Here is a 16,385-nt window from a genome sequence, read left to right as displayed (position 1 = left end):
TATTCAGGCGGCAAATGTCTTTGACAGCGCGGCGAGACCTGGTTGTCGCATGGCCTTGACAACCCAAGGAGGCTGTTTTTCAGGCCACTCGAATATATGAGAACTCGGGCAAGAACCTCAGGGTTTCACGCATTAATGGGCATATTTTCCCGGTTTTTGACTCCAAAACGGTACACCTAAGAGACTTTTGCCTCTATGGTGGCCGCGCGTTAACCCCCGGGAAACGTCAAACTGAGTAAGTTCTCATGTAACCGTAAAGCGGCGTATGCATAAAAGAACTGAACCGAGAAAGAGTATTGCGTATCGGCAGGCAGGAACCGTGGCAGCGGTTGCGGCAGTGCTGGCGCTCGGTCCGGTGTGCGCCCAAAATGCATTTGCATTCAAACTCTTTGGCATCAAGCTCTGGGGTGAAGACGAAACGGCGGATCAGGTTTCCGATCCCGTCCGCTACACGGTCGATTTCAAGGCGGACAATCTCGACAAGGATCTCAAGGACGCATTGAGCGATAGCTCGATGCTGGTTTCCGATGAAAAGAAGCCCGTATCCGGCGACCTTGGCGTCGTCGTGAAGGCGCGTGATGACCGCGATCGCCTGATAGCCACACTTTATGAAAAGGCCCGTTATGGCGGCGTGGTCACCATCACCGTCAACGGCACCCCCCTCGATGCTTTGCCGCCGACACCGACCTTCAGCCGCACCAAGCCTGTTGCGGTCACGATCAGCGTCGATCCCGGCCCGGTCTTCAAACTCGGCAGGATCAATCTGCTCGGCGACGCCGCGAGGCTCGATCCGGCAAATTATGGCCTCGTGCGCGGCGGCGATGCCGGCTCGCTGACCATTCTGAAGGCAGGCGACAAGATGGTCGCCGACTTCAAGAACGAGGGTCATCCGCTCGCCAAGCTCGACAAACGCGAAGTCGTCGCCGATCATTCGACCAATACCGTCGATGTCTCGCTGAAGGTCGAAAGCGGTCCCGTCGCTCCCTTCGGCAATGTCGGCGTCACCGGCCAAAAATCGGTCGATCCGGATTTCATCAAGCGCTATGCCCGCATCAACGAAGGCAAGCCCTACTCGCCCGACGAGCTGAAGAAAGCCTCGGATCGCCTGAGAAAGCTCGGCGTCTTTTCCAGCGTCACCATCCGCGAGGCGGACAAGCTCGCGCCGGATGGCAGCATCCCCACGACCATCGAGGTGTCGGAAGGCAAGCAGCGCTTCTTCGGTGTCGGCGCACAATATTCCACCATCGACGGTTTTGGCCTGCAGGGCTATTGGGGCCACCGCAACCTGACGGGGCGCGCGGATTCACTGCGTATCGAGGGATCTGTCTCCCGCATCGGCGAGACCACGGATGTCGGCAAGCTGGATTACACCGCAGGTATTACCTATGTCCGGCCGGCCACCTTCTACCCCTCGGCGACCTTCACGGCGGGCTTCAAGGTGCAGAGCCTTCATCCGGACGCCTACGACGCTGATACCGCCACGGCGAGCGCCGGTCTCGCCTACGAAATCAACGATCAGGATACCGTTTCCGCTGGTGGCGAAGTGTCCTACGAAAAGGACACGACCGACGCCTTCGGAAAGCAGAATTATCTGACGGTCGCGATCCCACTCGAATATGTCCGCGATACGCGCGACAACAAGCTGGACCCTACCGAAGGCTATCGTGCCTCCATCGGCGCCAAGCCGAGCTATGAGGCAATGGGCGGCACGGTTTTCAGCTCCTTCGAGGGCTCGATCACCGGTTACAAGGGCATAGGCGCCAACAACAACGTGGTCTTCGCCGGCAAGCTTGCCGCGGGCTCGCTGCTGGGTGCAAACAGCATTGAGGACATTCCTGCCACCCGGCGTTTCTATGCCGGCGGCGGCGGCTCGGTGCGCGGCTACAGCTATCAGGAAATCTCGCCTTACAACTCCCATGGGGACGAAACGGGCGGACGTTCCTATGTGACCGCCTCTTTCGAAGCGCGGGTGAAGATCACCGATACGATCGGCATCGTACCTTTCGTCGATATGGGCAGCGTTACCGACAGCGTCTTGCCCGACGCGTCCGATCTGCGCATTGGCGCCGGCGTGGGCTTGCGCTACGCTACGCCCTTCGGTCCGATCAGGCTCGATGTCGCCGTGCCGTTGAAGAAATATGACAATGGCACATCTTATGGCATCTATGCCGGCATCGGACAGGCCTTCTGATAAACCGCAGAGTTGTCGCGGGCCTTTCAGCACACGGTTACGAAATTGAGGCTACTGTCGCTTTCATGAGCATATTGATTCGAATTCTCGGGCAATTGGTGCGCTGGATCGCCTATGCGGTCGTAGCGATCCTCTTGCTCGTGATCGCGGCTGTGCTCGTCGTCGGCTTGGTACCCTCCGTAACCGGTTATGCCGTCGATCAGGTGGCAAAGCTCGCATCTACGCCGGATCGCACCATCGCCATCGCCGCGCCCTCGGGACTGCTGAACGGCAATCTGAGGGTCGGTTCGATCACTGTATCCGACACGAAAGGCCCCTATGCCAAGGTGCAGAACCTTGCCATCGACTGGTCTCCGCTATCCTTGCTAAGAGGCACTTTCCATGCCGATCGCGTCGCGGCCGATGTCGTCGATTTCGAACGGCTGCCGGTTTCGACGGTCGCACCCGCACCGGCAACGCAGCCGGCAAGCTCCAGCGGTTTCTCCCTGCCCATCGCCATCGATATCGGCGCCATCGCCCTGCCTGATCTTCGCGTCGGACAGGCCGTCGCCGGACAAGACTTTGTTCTTGCCGCCGACGGCAGCGTCAAGGCAAACAGCAGCAGTATGGGGCTCATGATCAATGCCAGCCGCCATGACGTGCCCGATGCCAAGCTTTCCGCCGATATCGCCTTTGCGCCGGGCGACAATCAGCTGAAACTGAAGACGCAGATTTCCGAGCCGCGCGACGGCATGCTGGCCGGGCTGCTGCACCTGCCGGGCGGTCCGGCCGTCAACATCGACCTTTCCGGCGACGGCCCCCTTTCCAACTGGGCCGGCAAGCTGCAGGCAGCCCTCGACGGCAAGCCGACCGTCGCCATCAGCGGTCACCACAGCCTCTCAAACGACGGCTTGCACCACATCGACGTCAAAGGCGGCGGCGATGTCGATTCACTCCTGCCGCCGACCATGCGGGCGCTCTTTGCCGGCCAGACCACCATCGATCTTTCCGCGACCTTCGACGGCAAGGGCAAGATCGATATCCAGACCGGCAATCTCGCCACCGGCAGCGCCGTGCTTGCCGCATCGGGCACGCTCGATCCCGCCGGCAACAACAGCCTCAATGCCAATCTGATCGGCACCTCCGGCCCCGTCGATTTCCGGTGGCCCATGGAAAATGGCGAGGCCCGCGCCCTGATCTCGCGGGTCGACATCGCGCTGACGGGTGCTGCCCAATCGGTGAAGATCGATGCCAAGGCAGCACTCGACAGCGCCAGTACCCCGCAGGGCAATATCGGACAGATCAATCTCAGTGCCCGAAGCGATGCCTTCAACCTCACCGGCATGTCCGGCCCACTGCAGCTTCGCCTCGTCGTTGGTCAGACGGCTTTCGCAAGCTCCGACCTCAATCGTCTGATCCGCGCGCCGATTGCCCTAACCGCGCCGCTGCAGCTCTCGCCCGACACGATCGGCTTCAACAATACGACATTGGAAAGCGCCAGCATCGGCGGCACCGTCAACGGCAAATATACGCTGTCGTCGAAGGCGCTGACGGGCAATTTCAAGCTCTTCGCCCTGCCCGGAGTTCTGCCGGATGGTATCTCGAACAAGTTCGAGGGCACGATCTCGCTGGAAGGTCAGGTCGCCGGCACGGTGCCCACCAAGATGACCCTCTCCAATCTTGCGGTGAAATCCAATGTCGCCGAAATCAATGGCAATGTCGCGCTCAACGACCAATCGCTGACCACAGATCTATCCGGCAAGGTGCTCGACCTTTCCAAGCTCGTCCCGAACGCGCAAGGACAGGCCGATATCGGTCTCAAGGCCAAGGGGCCATTGAGCGCGATCGGCATCGACGCGACCGTCAAGGCCGTCAATGTCAAACTGGCGGGACGGCTGCTCGATACGCTTGATATCGGCGTGACCGGCACCGCCGATCCCAAGGCGCCGGAGGCAAACATCCAGGCAAATGGGGCGATCGACGGCAAGCCGATCCGTATCACCGCGGACGCCGTTTCCAAAGATGGCCGCACCAGCATCCCGTCACTGGCAGCCGAAATCGGAACCAACAAGCTGCAGGGCAAGCTGGATCTGTCGCCGAGCTTCGAGCCCACCGGCGCGCTGACCTTCGACCTGCCGGATCTCAGCCTGCTGGCCGCGCTTGCCGGACAGAAGGCCGAGGGTGACCTCAAGGGCTCGCTTGATATCGCCAGCACCAACGGCAAGATCGGCCTGAAGGTCAACGCCAATGGCAATGGTATCCGCCGCGACGATCTCATCATCAGCAAGCCGGCCGTGGCGCTTGCCGTCGACGATCTCAAGGCCTTCTCCGCCAATGGCAGCATCCGCGCCGATACGATCGCCTCCGGCGCCAACCGCATCGCCGAACTCAATCTGACCTTCACCCAGCAGGGCAGCCACACGGATTTCGATCTGAAATCGGCCTATGACAACGCGCCGCTGACGACACATGGCAGCGTCGAGACAGCCGGCGGTCAGACGACGGTCAATCTTGATTCGTTCGCCGGCGCGCCGCGCACGATACCGGTGAAGCTCGCATCGCCGACGAAGATCGTCATCAAGGACGGCATCGCCTCGATGAACGGCCTGACCCTTCAGACCGGTGGCGGTTCGGTGACTGTCGACGGCACTGCCGGGCAAGCCCTGAACATCAATGCGAAGATCGCCAACCTGCCCGCAAGCCTCGCCAACGTCTTTGCGCCTACGCTGGCGGCGGAGGGCGTCATCTCGGGCACGGTGGCGGTCACCGGCAAGGCGACCTCGCCCGCCGTTGTCTTCCAGACCAACTGGTCGGGCGCGGCAACAAGCCAGACAAAAGCCGCCGGCCTCGCACAGCTCGGCATCAAGGCCGAAGGCAAGTTCGCCGACAATGTCGTCACCATCAACACCAACCTGACCGGCCAGAGCGGCTTGGCGCTGAATGGCGGCGGCACCGTCGCCATTGCCGGCAACAAGGCGATGGCGCTGAAGTTTGCCGGTAATCTGCCGTTCGACGCTTTGGCAGGCCAGCTGGCCGCCCAGGGCCTGGTCATGACAGGTACGGCGAAAATCGACATGCAGATCGGCGGCACGACGGCGGCACCCGCCATATCAGGCACGATTACCACCGACGGCGCCAAGCTGGTCGATGTTCGGCGAAACCTCACGCTCAGCGGCCTTGCGGTCACTGTTGCGCTCGACGGCAGGCAAGCCGTCATCTCACGGCTGAGCGGCAATCTCACCAGCGGCGGCAGCATCTCCGGCAGCGGCACGGTCGGCATTACCCCGGATAGCGGCTTTCCAGCCGATATCCAGATGAAGTTCAACAACGCGACCTATGTCGATGGAACCCTCGTGACCGCGACCGTCAACGGCACGCTCGGCATCAAGGGACCGCTGATGACCGCACCGATGCTGACGGGCAATCTTAGGATCAACAAGGCATCGATCACCGTGCCGCAGAAACTGCCGGCCTCGCTTTCGGAAATCAACATCAAGCACAAGAACGCCCCGGCTGCGGTCAATGCTCAGTTCAAGGACCAGAAGCCGGAGGCGCCGCGCAGCAAATCGACGACCCTCGGCATCGATCTGCAGCTCGACGCTCCCTCGCAGATTTTCGTGCGCGGCCGCGGCATCGATGCCGAACTTGGCGGCAACATCACGGTGCGCGGCACGGCAGCAGAACCAATCGTGTCCGGCGGTTTCACCATGAGGCGCGGGCGTCTGACCATCTTGAGCCGCCGGCTGGATTTCACCGATAGCAGCAAGATCACCTTCGGCGGCGACCTGACGCCGGCGCTCAACATGGAAGCGACATCGACCGCAGGCTCCACCACCATAACCGTCGATGTCACCGGTCTGGCGACCGACCCGCAGATCGGCTTCTCTTCATCGCCGGCCCTGCCGCAGGACGAGGTGCTGGCGCAGCTGATCTTCGGCCAGTCCATGTCGAAGCTTTCAGCCATGCAGATCGCCCAGCTCGCCGATGCAGCCAGCCAGCTGGCCGGCGGACGTTCCACCTCGCTCTTCGAAGGCCTGCGCAGCCATCTCGGCGTCGACGATCTCGACATCTCGACGGATGCGAACGGCCAGGCACAGGTCGGCGCTGGCAAGTACCTGAACAAACGCACCTATATCGAACTACAGCAGGGCGCCTCCAACAACACCAAGGCCATCATCAATTTCAACGTCGGTCGCGGCGTGAAGCTGCGCGGCGCGGCGGGATCTGACGGCGCAGGGGAAGCCGGCGTCGTCTACGAGCACGAATATTGAGGAACACCTCTCCCGCGAGAACAAACTATCGTCGAGTGGTTTGCCGAGCGCCACGCCGCGGCAAGGAGGAAACGAAGATGTGCGCATTGTTGCGCAGCGCGAGCTCGCATGAAGATTGCCCGTGGGCTTATCATTCTGCGCAATCGGATTGATCAATCTGTCGAAAGCCGGTTGATTCTGGACAATTTTCCATCTTTTTGCTGTCATCCAGACAATTGATAATGCAAGGCAACATCATTCGGACCAATCGGCTCTTCCTGGCCCCGATCTGATCTATGTCGTTGTGTTTTTTACCCCGTTCCGGAAAGCTGCTGCTAACTTTTCCGGAATCGCTCTAACCCTCGGAGCAATGCTGATGAATACGCTATCCACTCCCGTTACCCTGATCGGCGTTCCCCTGGAGGAAGGTTCCGGCCGCCGCGGCGCTGGCATGGGTCCGACGGCGCTCCGCATCGCAGGCATCGAAACCACGCTGACCGAACTTGGCCATCGCGTCACGGATAGCGGCGACCTGCATCCGGCGCCGGCCGCAGACCTGCCGGAACATCCCCACGCCCACAATCTGAAGATTGTCGGCGCTTTCACGCGCGCACTGGAAGCAAAGGTCTATGATGTCGCATCGTCCGGCGGCTTCCCGCTGATCCTGGGCGGCGACCACAGCCTCTCCATGGGCAGCGTCTCCGGCATGGCCCGCTACGCGGCGGAGGTTGGTCGCCCGCTCTTCGTGCTCTGGCTCGACGCTCACTCCGATTTCAATTCGCCGGCCACCTCACCCTCGGGCAATATTCATGGCATGCCCGTCGCCTACTATTGTGGTGAGGCCGAGATCGAGGACGTTCTGCCAGCCGGGCGGCCGCTGGTCGATCCGACGAAGGTCTTCCAGGTCGGCATCCGCTCCGTCGATCCGCGCGAGCGCGAGGAAATCCGCGAACACGGCGTCAACGTCTTCGACATGCGCTCCCTCGACGAGCAAGGCGTCGCCGCCATCATGCGTAAGGTGCTCGATACCGTCAGCGAAGCCAACGGCCTGCTGCATGTCAGCTTCGATGTCGATTTCCTCGATCCGGATATCGCACCGGGTGTCGGAACCACCGTGCCGGGCGGCGCGACCTATCGCGAAGCGCATCTGATCATGGAAATGCTCTCCGACAGCAACCTCGTCTCGTCGCTCGATCTCGTCGAGCTCAACCCGTTCCTCGACGATCGCGGCAAGAGCGCCCGTGTTCTCGTGGAAATGGCGGCAAGCCTCTTCGGTCGGCGCATCTTCGATCGCCCGACCCGAGCCGCTTAAAGGGGCTCCATTCCTTTCCGGGGCGACCCCTTCCCGACATCATACGGCGTAAGACTATCCAGTCGAAACTGCTTGTATAGATTTAGGTTTAAGCAATCTTCTTGCTCTATCGTGCCAATAACGCGTCGAATTCGGCGTCACGGGTTCAATGGGAAGAACGTTCATGGCCACGATCAATTCCACCAGCTTTAGCGGCGATACTCTGGAGATCATTGCCTTCCGGCTGCATGATCAGGAATTCTGCGTCAAGACCACCACGATCCGCGAAATCCGCGGCTGGGCGCCGTCGACGCCGATCCCGCACGCGCCGGCCGATGTCATCGGCGTCATGAACCTGCGCGGCTCGGTGATCCCGATCATCGACCTCGCCTACAAGCTCGGCATGCAGAGCACGGTCGCCAATGAGCGCAGCGCCATCGTCGTCGCCGAAGTCCATAACATGGTTATCGGCATGCTGGTCGATCGCGTCTCCGATATCCTGACGATCGCGTCCAACCAGGTACAGCCGGTGCCGGAAGTGACCGCGTCCTTCGATCGCGCCTATTGCGAAGGCATCATCGCCACGGAGAATGGCATGATCTGCTTCCTGAACCTCGCCAAGATGTTCAAGGAAAACGAAACAGACGAACTTGCAGCTTAACTTCGCCGCATAGTCTTTCTAAGAAACCGCCGTTCTCTCGCGGCGGTTTTTTATTATTTCAGTATTTTAGTTAGTTATGTTTTATTTAAATTATAATTTCTAATTATCTAATTTTTACTCAAAATTAAGGGAGACAACTCCATCATCGATTGTGAGGCGAGGAAAGAAAATACAATCTCTACATTCCGACCATCCCTTGCGGAACGCCGTTTTCGGCGTGCCGACGAGCGCGGCGGCCCGCTTCGATGCCATTAATCCACGCCCGACAAACGTGAGCTTTCTAAGAGGGAATAGGAATGTTCAGTCTATCATCCGATGCCAGCCGCATTCTTTCCGCCGTTTCCAAATCACAGGCCATCATTGAATTCGATCTCCAGGGTAAAGCACTGACCGCAAATGAGAATTTCTGCCGCGCGCTGGGCTATGAGCTGAAGGAAATCGTCGGCAATCATCACCGGATGTTCTGCGATCCCGCCTATGTGACAACCCCTGCCTATCATGATTTCTGGGCGCGTCTCGGCCGCGGCGAATATGATGCCGGCACCTACAAGCGTTTCGCCAAGGGCAATCGTGAGATCTGGATAGAGGCCTCTTACAACCCCGTCTTTCTCAACGGCAAGCCGGTTAAGGTCGTAAAATTCGCCGTCGATGTCACCGAGGCCAAGAAGAAGGCGATCGACGATGCCGGCAAGCTTCAGGCACTCTCGCGCTCGCAGGCCGTGATCGAATTCCTGCCGACCGGCGAAATCCTGACCGCGAACGAGAATTTCTGCAGCGCCATGGGCTATGCGCCTAGCGAGATCGTCGGCAAGCATCACAGTATTTTCTGCGATCCGGCCTATGCCCGCACCGAGGAATACAAGCGCTTCTGGCAGCGCCTGGCGCAGGGCGAGTTCATCGCCAACGAATTCGTCCGCTACGGCAAGGGCGGCAAGGAAATCTGGATCCAGGCGGCCTATAACCCTATCGTCGATGCCGACGGCAGAGTCTACAAGGTCGTGAAATTCGCGACCGATGTCACCTCGCGCATGAGCGCCATCAGCGAACTTGCCGGCGCACTCCGCAGCCTGTCGGAAGGCGACCTGACGAAGACGCTCCAGCGGTCCTTCGTGCCCTCCATGGAACAGCTTCGCCACGATTTCAACGCAACGATCGAGAGGCTTTCCGAGACGCTGACCACCGTCGGCCACAATGCCAGCGCCATTGCCGCCGGCTCGCGCGAGCTTGGCGATTCAGCCGAGGCCTTTTCAAGGCGTACCGAGCAGCAGGCCGCCTCGGTGGAAGAAACGGCCGCTGCCCTGGAGGAAATCACCACCACGGTCGCCGATTCCAGCCAACGTGCGGAAGAAGCCGGGCGTCTCGTTGCCGAAACCAAACGCGGCGCCGAAGAATCCGGCACGGTAGTCCGCAACGCCGTCGCCGCCATGGATCAGATCGAGAAATCCTCACGCGAGATCACCAACATCATAGGGGTCATCGACGATATCGCTTTCCAGACCAACCTGCTGGCGCTGAATGCCGGTGTCGAGGCGGCACGAGCCGGCGAGGCGGGCAAAGGCTTCGCCGTCGTGGCGCAGGAAGTGCGCGAACTTGCTCAGCGCTCGGCCAGTGCCGCCAAGGAAATCAAGGCGCTGATCACGACATCGAGCGAGCATGTCAAGAACGGTGTCGGCCTGGTCGGCCAGACGGGCAAGGCGCTGGAACAGATCGTCACCCAGGTTGCCGATATCAACACCAACGTCGCTGCCATCGTAAAGGCGTCGAAGGAACAGACGATCGGCCTTCGAGAAATCAATTCGGCGATCAATTCGCTGGATCAGACCACCCAGCAGAATGCCGCGATGGTCGAAGAGAGCACCGCCGCAAGCCTCAGGCTCGCCAATGAGGCGGATGCGCTGCACACGCTGCTGGCCCAATTCCGCCTGGCCGACTCGATGATCCACGATATGGTAACGCGGCGCGCCGCTTGATCTCCCTCGCAATTAACCTTCAGCACGAAGCCGCCTCGGATAGGTCGAAGCGGCTTCGTGATCTTGCGGAGGATAGTTTAGCCGAACAGAGCGTAAGTGCTCTTGATCGTCACCCATACACCCCAGAGCAGCGGAATGCCGACGAGCCCCCAGGCGATCAGTGCCTTACCATCGAAACCGCCCGTGCCGATGCCGAAAGAGCCGGTGGGGCCGGCATTGGCAGCAGCGGTTTTTGCCTGCAGCGCGGCGACCTCCTCGTCCGACATGAACCACTTGTCCGAGAGCGGCTTGACCAGCGAATTGGCAATCAAGCCCACAGCCAGCATGACAGCAAGAATATACATGGTGAAGGTATAGAGCTGCGCGCCTTCGACGCCAGCCGCCTTCTGCGCCTCGCGGATATAGTTGACCACGACTGGCCCGATGATCCCGGCCGTCGCCCAGGCCGTCAGCAGCCGGCCATGGATCGCGCCGACGAACTGCGTGCCGAATATATCGGCGAGATAGGCGGGAACGGTGGCGAAACCGCCGCCATACATCGACAGGATGATGCAGAGCGCACCCACGAAAAGCACCTTGCTATGGATGCCTGCGGCCCAGGGAGCAAGGACATAGAGCGCAATGCCGATCACGAAAAAGCAGTAATAGGTGTTCTTGCGGCCAATTCTGTCTGATAGCGACGCCCAGAAGAAGCGGCCGCCGATATTGAAAAGCGACAGCAACCCGGCAAAGCCGGCGGCGATGGCCGCCACCGCCCCGATCTGGTCCTTGCTGAGATCGGCGAATTTCAGATCAGGCAGGCCGATCAATGCTCCGCCGAAAATCTCCTGCAGCATCGGGGAGGCCATGCCGATGACACCGATGCCGGCCGAGACGTTGAGGCACAATACCGCCCAGATCAGCCAGAACTGCGGGGTTTTGTGAGCATCGCGAAGATGCACATGCTTCGTCGTAATCATTGAGCTCTTAGCAGCGGGTGCCGTCCAGCCTTCCGGACGCCAGCCGGCCGGCGGCAGACGATAGCCGAAGGCACCGCCCATCATGAAGACGAAATAGATCGCCGCCATGACGATGAAAGTCTGCCAGACGCCCACTGATCCGTCATCACGGAAGTGGTTCATCAGCAAGCTCGCAAGCGGCGCGCCGATCATCGCGCCGCCGCCGAAGCCCATGATCGCCATTCCGGTCGCCATGCCGCGGCGGTCGGGAAACCATTTGATCAGGGTCGACACCGGCGAGATATAGCCGAGCCCGAGCCCGATACCACCGATGACGCCAGCACCGATCCACATGATCCAGAGCTGGTGGAAGATGACGCCGATCGCCGCAATCAGGATACCACCGCACCAGCAGCAGGCAGCAACCACGCCGGCCTTGCGCGGCCCAACCTTCTCGAGCCATCCGCCCCAGATGGCGGCGGAGGAGCCGAGCAGCACGAAGAAGAGCGTATAGATCCAGCCGAGATCGCTGACGCGCCAGTCGCAGCTTGTCGTGAACAGGGCCGTCAGAAGATTGAGGTTTGCGCACTCGGCCGGAGCCGGTGCCGGGGTGCCGAGCGCCTTGGAGAGCGGCAGCCAGAACACGCTGAAGCCATAGGCCATGCCGATGCAGAGATGGATCGCCAGTGCCGCCGGCGGCACGAGCCACCGGTTGAAGCCCGGCCTGGCAATGATGCGCTCACGATCGAGCAGACCCGCCGTCGCCGTTCCTCGGGAAATATTCGTATCCGCAGCCGTCATGAACAACTCCTCCTTGTTTCGAAGACCGGCACCGATTCACTCGACAGCAATCGTATTTGTGGCTGGAGCCTCCACTCTCCATCCCAATGCACCATCAATGCTAGTATTAAGCCGACTTAACTTCCTCGACCGGCGCCGGCCTGTGGATCAGCGAGGCCGCCTCCAAGACCAAAGGGTTCAGCCCGCTGTCTCCGTGATCGATGATCGCGAAAAGCTGGCGGCGCATACGCGGCTCCCAGAATTTATTGATATGGGTGGCAACCCCCTGCACCGCTTCGTTTGCCGGCTGCGTCTTGAAGAAGGTGGCGATCTGGTTCGCCATATAGATGAGCTTGGTTTCGGTCTTGCCGTGCGGCGTGTCGTCAGGCGACATCGGCGATGCTCCCCGTGATGATGCGATGCGGATGGGTGAAAATCTCGAAATCGTCGCCGCGCACCAGCGCCACCAGCGTCATGCCGGCCTCCTCGGCCGTACGGATAGCAAGCGCCGTCGGCGCGGAAATCGCTACAAGGACGGAACTGCCTACAATCGCCGCCTTCTGCACCATCTCGACCGACAGGCGGCTGGTGACGGCGACCACCCCTTCCGCGCCCTTATGGCCAGACCGAATGACCGCGCCGCAGAGCTTGTCGAGAGCATTGTGCCTTCCGACATCCTCGCGCGCGGCAAGCAGACCCTCGGACGGGATATAGAAGCCCGCGCCATGCACGGCACGCGTCTCGCGATGCAGCGGCTGCGCATCATTAAGCAGTGCGACCGCGCGGACGATGTCCTTTTGCGTGAGCTTTAAAGCAACCTTGGAAACGTCAGGCACCTTGCGCACCGCCTGCTCGATCGATTCGATGCCGCAGAGGCCACAGCCGACCGGACCAGCCATATGGCGGCGCCGCAGCTGCAGGGCGTCTGCCGCATCGTCGACCAGAGCGATCTGCACATCGATCCCCTGCGCGTCCTCGATCGGCTCGATCGCAGCAATCTCACTCATATCGGTAATAATGCCCTCGGTGAGGCTGAAGCCGACGGCGAAATCCTCGATATCGGCGGGCGTGCCCATCATGACCGCATGCGAGGTGCCGCCATAGGAAAAGGCGATCGGCACTTCCTCGGGGACGATGCGAGAGCCCGAGCGGACCAGACCGTTGCGGCGGGCGGTTTCGGGGACGGTGGTGGTGGGGGTGAATTGGGTCATTGTGGTACCGGGTGTGGAATACCCCCCTCTGTCACTTCGTGACATCTCCCCCACAAGGGGGGAGATTGGTAACGCGCAGCACTCTCTTGCCTCAAGCGAACGTCCAGTCTGCTGAAATCGCTGCCTATTGTCTTGCCAGTAGCAACCGGCAAACTCCCAACAATCTCCCCCCTTGTGGGGGAGATGTCGCGAAAGCGACAGAGGGGGGTATATTTCCCCATACTCCGACTCACTCCGCAGCCTCCATCTTCCCAGCAATGCGCCGCGACTGCCGCGCCTGCTCATCATACTCGACCTGCCACTGCGACGGGCCGTTCGATGGCGAGACCTGCACGGCCGTTACCTTGTATTCCGGGCAGTTCGTCGCCCAGTCGGTGTAGTCAGTGGTGATGACGTTCGCCTGCGTGTCCGGATGATGGAAGGTCGTGTAGACGACGCCGGGCGCAACGCGGTCGGTAATCAATGCGCGAAGCGTCGTGTCGCCGGAGCGGCTGCTGAGCCGGATCCAGTCTCCTTCACGGATGCCGCGCTGCTCGGCATCGTGCGGATGGATTTCCAGGCGATCCTCCGCATGCCAGACGACATTTTCGGTACGCCGCGTCTGCGCCCCGACATTGTATTGGCTGAGAATACGCCCGGTCGTCAGCAGCAGCGGGAAGCGCGGGCCGGTGCGTTCGTCCGTCGGCACATATTCCGTGCGGATGAACTTGCCCTTGCCGCGCACGAAGCCGTCGACATGCATGATCGGCGAGCCGAGCGGCGTCTTCTCGTTGCAGGGCCACTGCACCGAGCCCATCTTCTCGAGATAGTCGTAGGAGACGAGCGCGAAGCTCGGCGTCGTGGCGGCGATCTCGTCCATGATTTCGGACGGATGCGTGTAGTTCCAGCCAAGGCCCATGGCCTGTGCCATCTTCTGCGTCACTTCCCAGTCGGCATAGCCGTTGCGCGGGGTCATGACCTTGCGCACGCGATTGATGCGGCGCTCGGCATTGGTGAAGGTGCCGTCCTTTTCGAGGAAGGTCGAACCGGGCAGGAAGACGTGTGCGTAATTGGCCGTCTCGTTCAGGAAGAGGTCGTGGACCACGACGCATTCCATCGCGGCAAGGCCGGCGGCAACATGCTTTGTATCCGGATCGGACTGGAGAATGTCCTCACCCTGTATGTAGATACCCTTGAACGTGCCTTCGACGGCCGCATCCAGCATGTTCGGAATACGCAGGCCGGGCTCGTTGTTGAGCTTCACGCCCCAGAGCTTTTCGAAGATATCGCGGGTCGCATCGTCGGAGATGTGGCGATAGCCCGGCAGCTCGTGCGGGAAGGAGCCCATGTCGCAGGAGCCTTGCACGTTGTTCTGACCCCGCAGCGGGTTTACGCCGACGCCAGGACGGCCGATATTGCCCGTCACCATGGCGAGGTTGGCGATTGCCATGACGGTGGTCGAGCCCTGACTGTGTTCGGTGACGCCAAGGCCGTAATAGATCGCGCCATTGCCGCCCTTGGCAAAGAGACGAGCGGCACCACGTACGAGTTCCGGAGAAACGCCGGTATATTTTTCCGCCTCTTCCGGGCTGTGCTGCGGCTCGGAAACGAAGGCTGCCCAGTCCTCGAATTCGGACCAGTCGCAGCGTTCGCGGATGAATTTCTCGTCGAAAAGGCCTTCGGTGACGATCACATGCGCCAGCGCCGTCATCATGGCGACATTAGTGCCCGGCTTCAGCGGCAGGTGATAGCTCGCCTCGACATGCGGCGTGCGCACGAGATCGATGCGGCGCGGATCGATGACGATGAGCTTGGCGCCCTGGCGCAGCCGCTTCTTCAGGCGCGAGCCGAAGACCGGATGACCATCCGTCGGATTGGCGCCGATGACGATGACGACATCGGAATGCTCGACGCTGTCGAAATTCTGCGTACCGGCCGAGGTGCCGAAGGCTTGGCCGAGGCCGTAGCCTGTGGGAGAATGACAGACGCGGGCGCATGTATCGACATTGTTGTTGCCGAAGCCGGCGCGCACCAGCTTCTGCACCAGATAAGTTTCCTCATTGGTGCAGCGCGAGGAGGTGATGCCGCCGATGGAATCGCGGCCATACTGATATTGCAGCCGCTTGAACTCGGTGGCGATATGGGCAAAGGCCTCGTCCCAGCTCACTTCGCGCCAGGGATCGGTCACCTTCTCGCGCACCATCGGGTTGAGGATGCGGTCCTTGTGGGTCGAATAGCCATAGGCGAAGCGGCCCTTGACGCAGGAATGACCGCGATTGGCCTGGCCGTCCTTCCAAGGCACCATGCGCACCAGCTCTTCGCCGCGCATCTCCGCCTTGAAGGAGCAGCCGACGCCGCAATAGGCGCAGGTGGTGACAACCGAATGCTCCGGCTGGCCGATCGATATGACAGACTTTTCAGTCAGCGTCGCGGTCGGGCAGGCCTGCACGCAGGCGCCGCAGGAAACGCACTCGCTGTCGATGAAACTCTCATGCATGCCGGGCGAGACGCGCGAGCCGAAGCCGCGGCCTTCGATCGTCAGTGCGAAGGTGCCCTGCACTTCCTCGCAGGCGCGCACGCAGCGCGAACAGACGATGCACTTTGAAGGATCATAGGTGAAGTAGGGATTGGACTCGTCCTTCGGCATCCATTTCAGATTGATGTCGCCGTTGTTGCGCGTCTTGACGTGATTGTCGCCCTCATAGCCGTAGCGCACGTCGCGCAGACCGACCGCTCCGGCCATATCTTGCAATTCGCAATCGCCATTGGCGGCGCAGGTCAGGCAGTCGAGCGGATGGTCGGAGATATAGAGCTCCATCACGCCACGGCGGATATCCTTCAGCCGGCCCGTCTGCGTGTGAACGACGAGGCCGGGTGCGACCGGCGTCGTGCACGAGGCCGGCGTGCCGTTGCGGCCTTCGATCTCGACGAGACAGAGGCGGCAGGAACCGAAGGCATCGACCATATCGGTGGCGCAGAGCTTCGGCACCTGAATGCCGGCTTCCATCGAGGCGCGCATGATCGAGGTGCCCTCGGGCACGGTGATCTGGCGGCCGTCGATGGTGAGTGTCACCATGGTTTCGGAGGTGGAGGCCGGCGTGCCGTAATCGATTTCTGGAACGAGGGACATGGATC

9 protein-coding genes are annotated in these 16,385 nt (G+C 60.9%); 5 read left to right on the top strand and 4 right to left on the bottom strand.

The window, feature by feature from the left end:
* The first annotated feature begins 265 nt into the window (after window positions 1-265).
* The 5 genes from AC13RM_RS19150 (at window position 266) to AC13RM_RS19130 (ending at window position 10,342) form a co-directional block, all read left to right on the top strand.
* A complete protein-coding gene (locus tag AC13RM_RS19150) occupies window positions 266-2,191 on the top strand; it encodes an autotransporter assembly complex protein TamA (protein ID WP_374822770.1) in 1,926 nt (641 codons plus the stop codon).
* Between the two features lie 65 nt (window positions 2,192-2,256).
* Complete coding sequence (locus tag AC13RM_RS19145) at window positions 2,257-6,441, top strand: translocation/assembly module TamB domain-containing protein (protein ID WP_374822773.1); 4,185 nt, start codon at window positions 2,257-2,259, stop codon at window positions 6,439-6,441.
* A 355-nt stretch (window positions 6,442-6,796) separates the two neighbouring features.
* Window positions 6,797-7,732, top strand: coding sequence for an arginase (gene rocF / locus AC13RM_RS19140; RefSeq protein ID WP_374822776.1), 936 nt, complete (start codon window positions 6,797-6,799; stop codon window positions 7,730-7,732).
* A 163-nt stretch (window positions 7,733-7,895) separates the two neighbouring features.
* Window positions 7,896-8,372 carry a chemotaxis protein CheW gene (locus AC13RM_RS19135; protein WP_113231563.1) on the top strand — a complete coding sequence of 159 codons (477 nt, stop codon included), beginning with the start codon at window positions 7,896-7,898 and terminating at the stop codon, window positions 8,370-8,372.
* 296 nt (window positions 8,373-8,668) lie between these two features.
* Window positions 8,669-10,342, top strand: coding sequence for a methyl-accepting chemotaxis protein (locus AC13RM_RS19130; RefSeq protein ID WP_374822780.1), 1,674 nt, complete (start codon window positions 8,669-8,671; stop codon window positions 10,340-10,342).
* 77 nt (window positions 10,343-10,419) lie between these two features.
* On the opposite strand, the gene AC13RM_RS19125 is transcribed toward AC13RM_RS19130, so the two are convergent.
* The 4 genes from AC13RM_RS19125 to fdhF form a co-directional block, all read right to left on the bottom strand.
* Entirely contained in the window at window positions 10,420-12,081 is a 1,662-nt protein-coding gene (locus AC13RM_RS19125; protein ID WP_488555425.1) for an OFA family MFS transporter, read from the bottom strand.
* A gap of 106 nt (window positions 12,082-12,187) precedes the next feature.
* The gene (locus AC13RM_RS19120; protein ID WP_113231560.1) at window positions 12,188-12,454 is read right to left on the bottom strand and encodes a formate dehydrogenase subunit delta; all 267 of its coding nucleotides are present in this window, start codon (window positions 12,452-12,454) and stop codon (window positions 12,188-12,190) included.
* On the bottom strand, window positions 12,444-13,271 hold the full coding sequence (fdhD, locus tag AC13RM_RS19115; RefSeq protein WP_374822783.1) for a formate dehydrogenase accessory sulfurtransferase FdhD: 828 nt from the start codon (window positions 13,269-13,271) through the stop codon (window positions 12,444-12,446). The genes AC13RM_RS19120 and fdhD overlap by 11 nt, the downstream gene beginning before the upstream one ends.
* A gap of 229 nt (window positions 13,272-13,500) precedes the next feature.
* A complete protein-coding gene (fdhF, locus tag AC13RM_RS19110) occupies window positions 13,501-16,380 on the bottom strand; it encodes a formate dehydrogenase subunit alpha (RefSeq protein ID WP_374822786.1) in 2,880 nt (959 codons plus the stop codon).
* Window positions 16,381-16,385: the final 5 nt, after the last annotated feature.

This window comes from Martinezella sp. CNPSo 3732, assembly GCF_057784515.1.
Note: the sequence above shows the minus strand (reverse complement) of the source record. Positions and strands in the feature narration are given on the sequence as shown.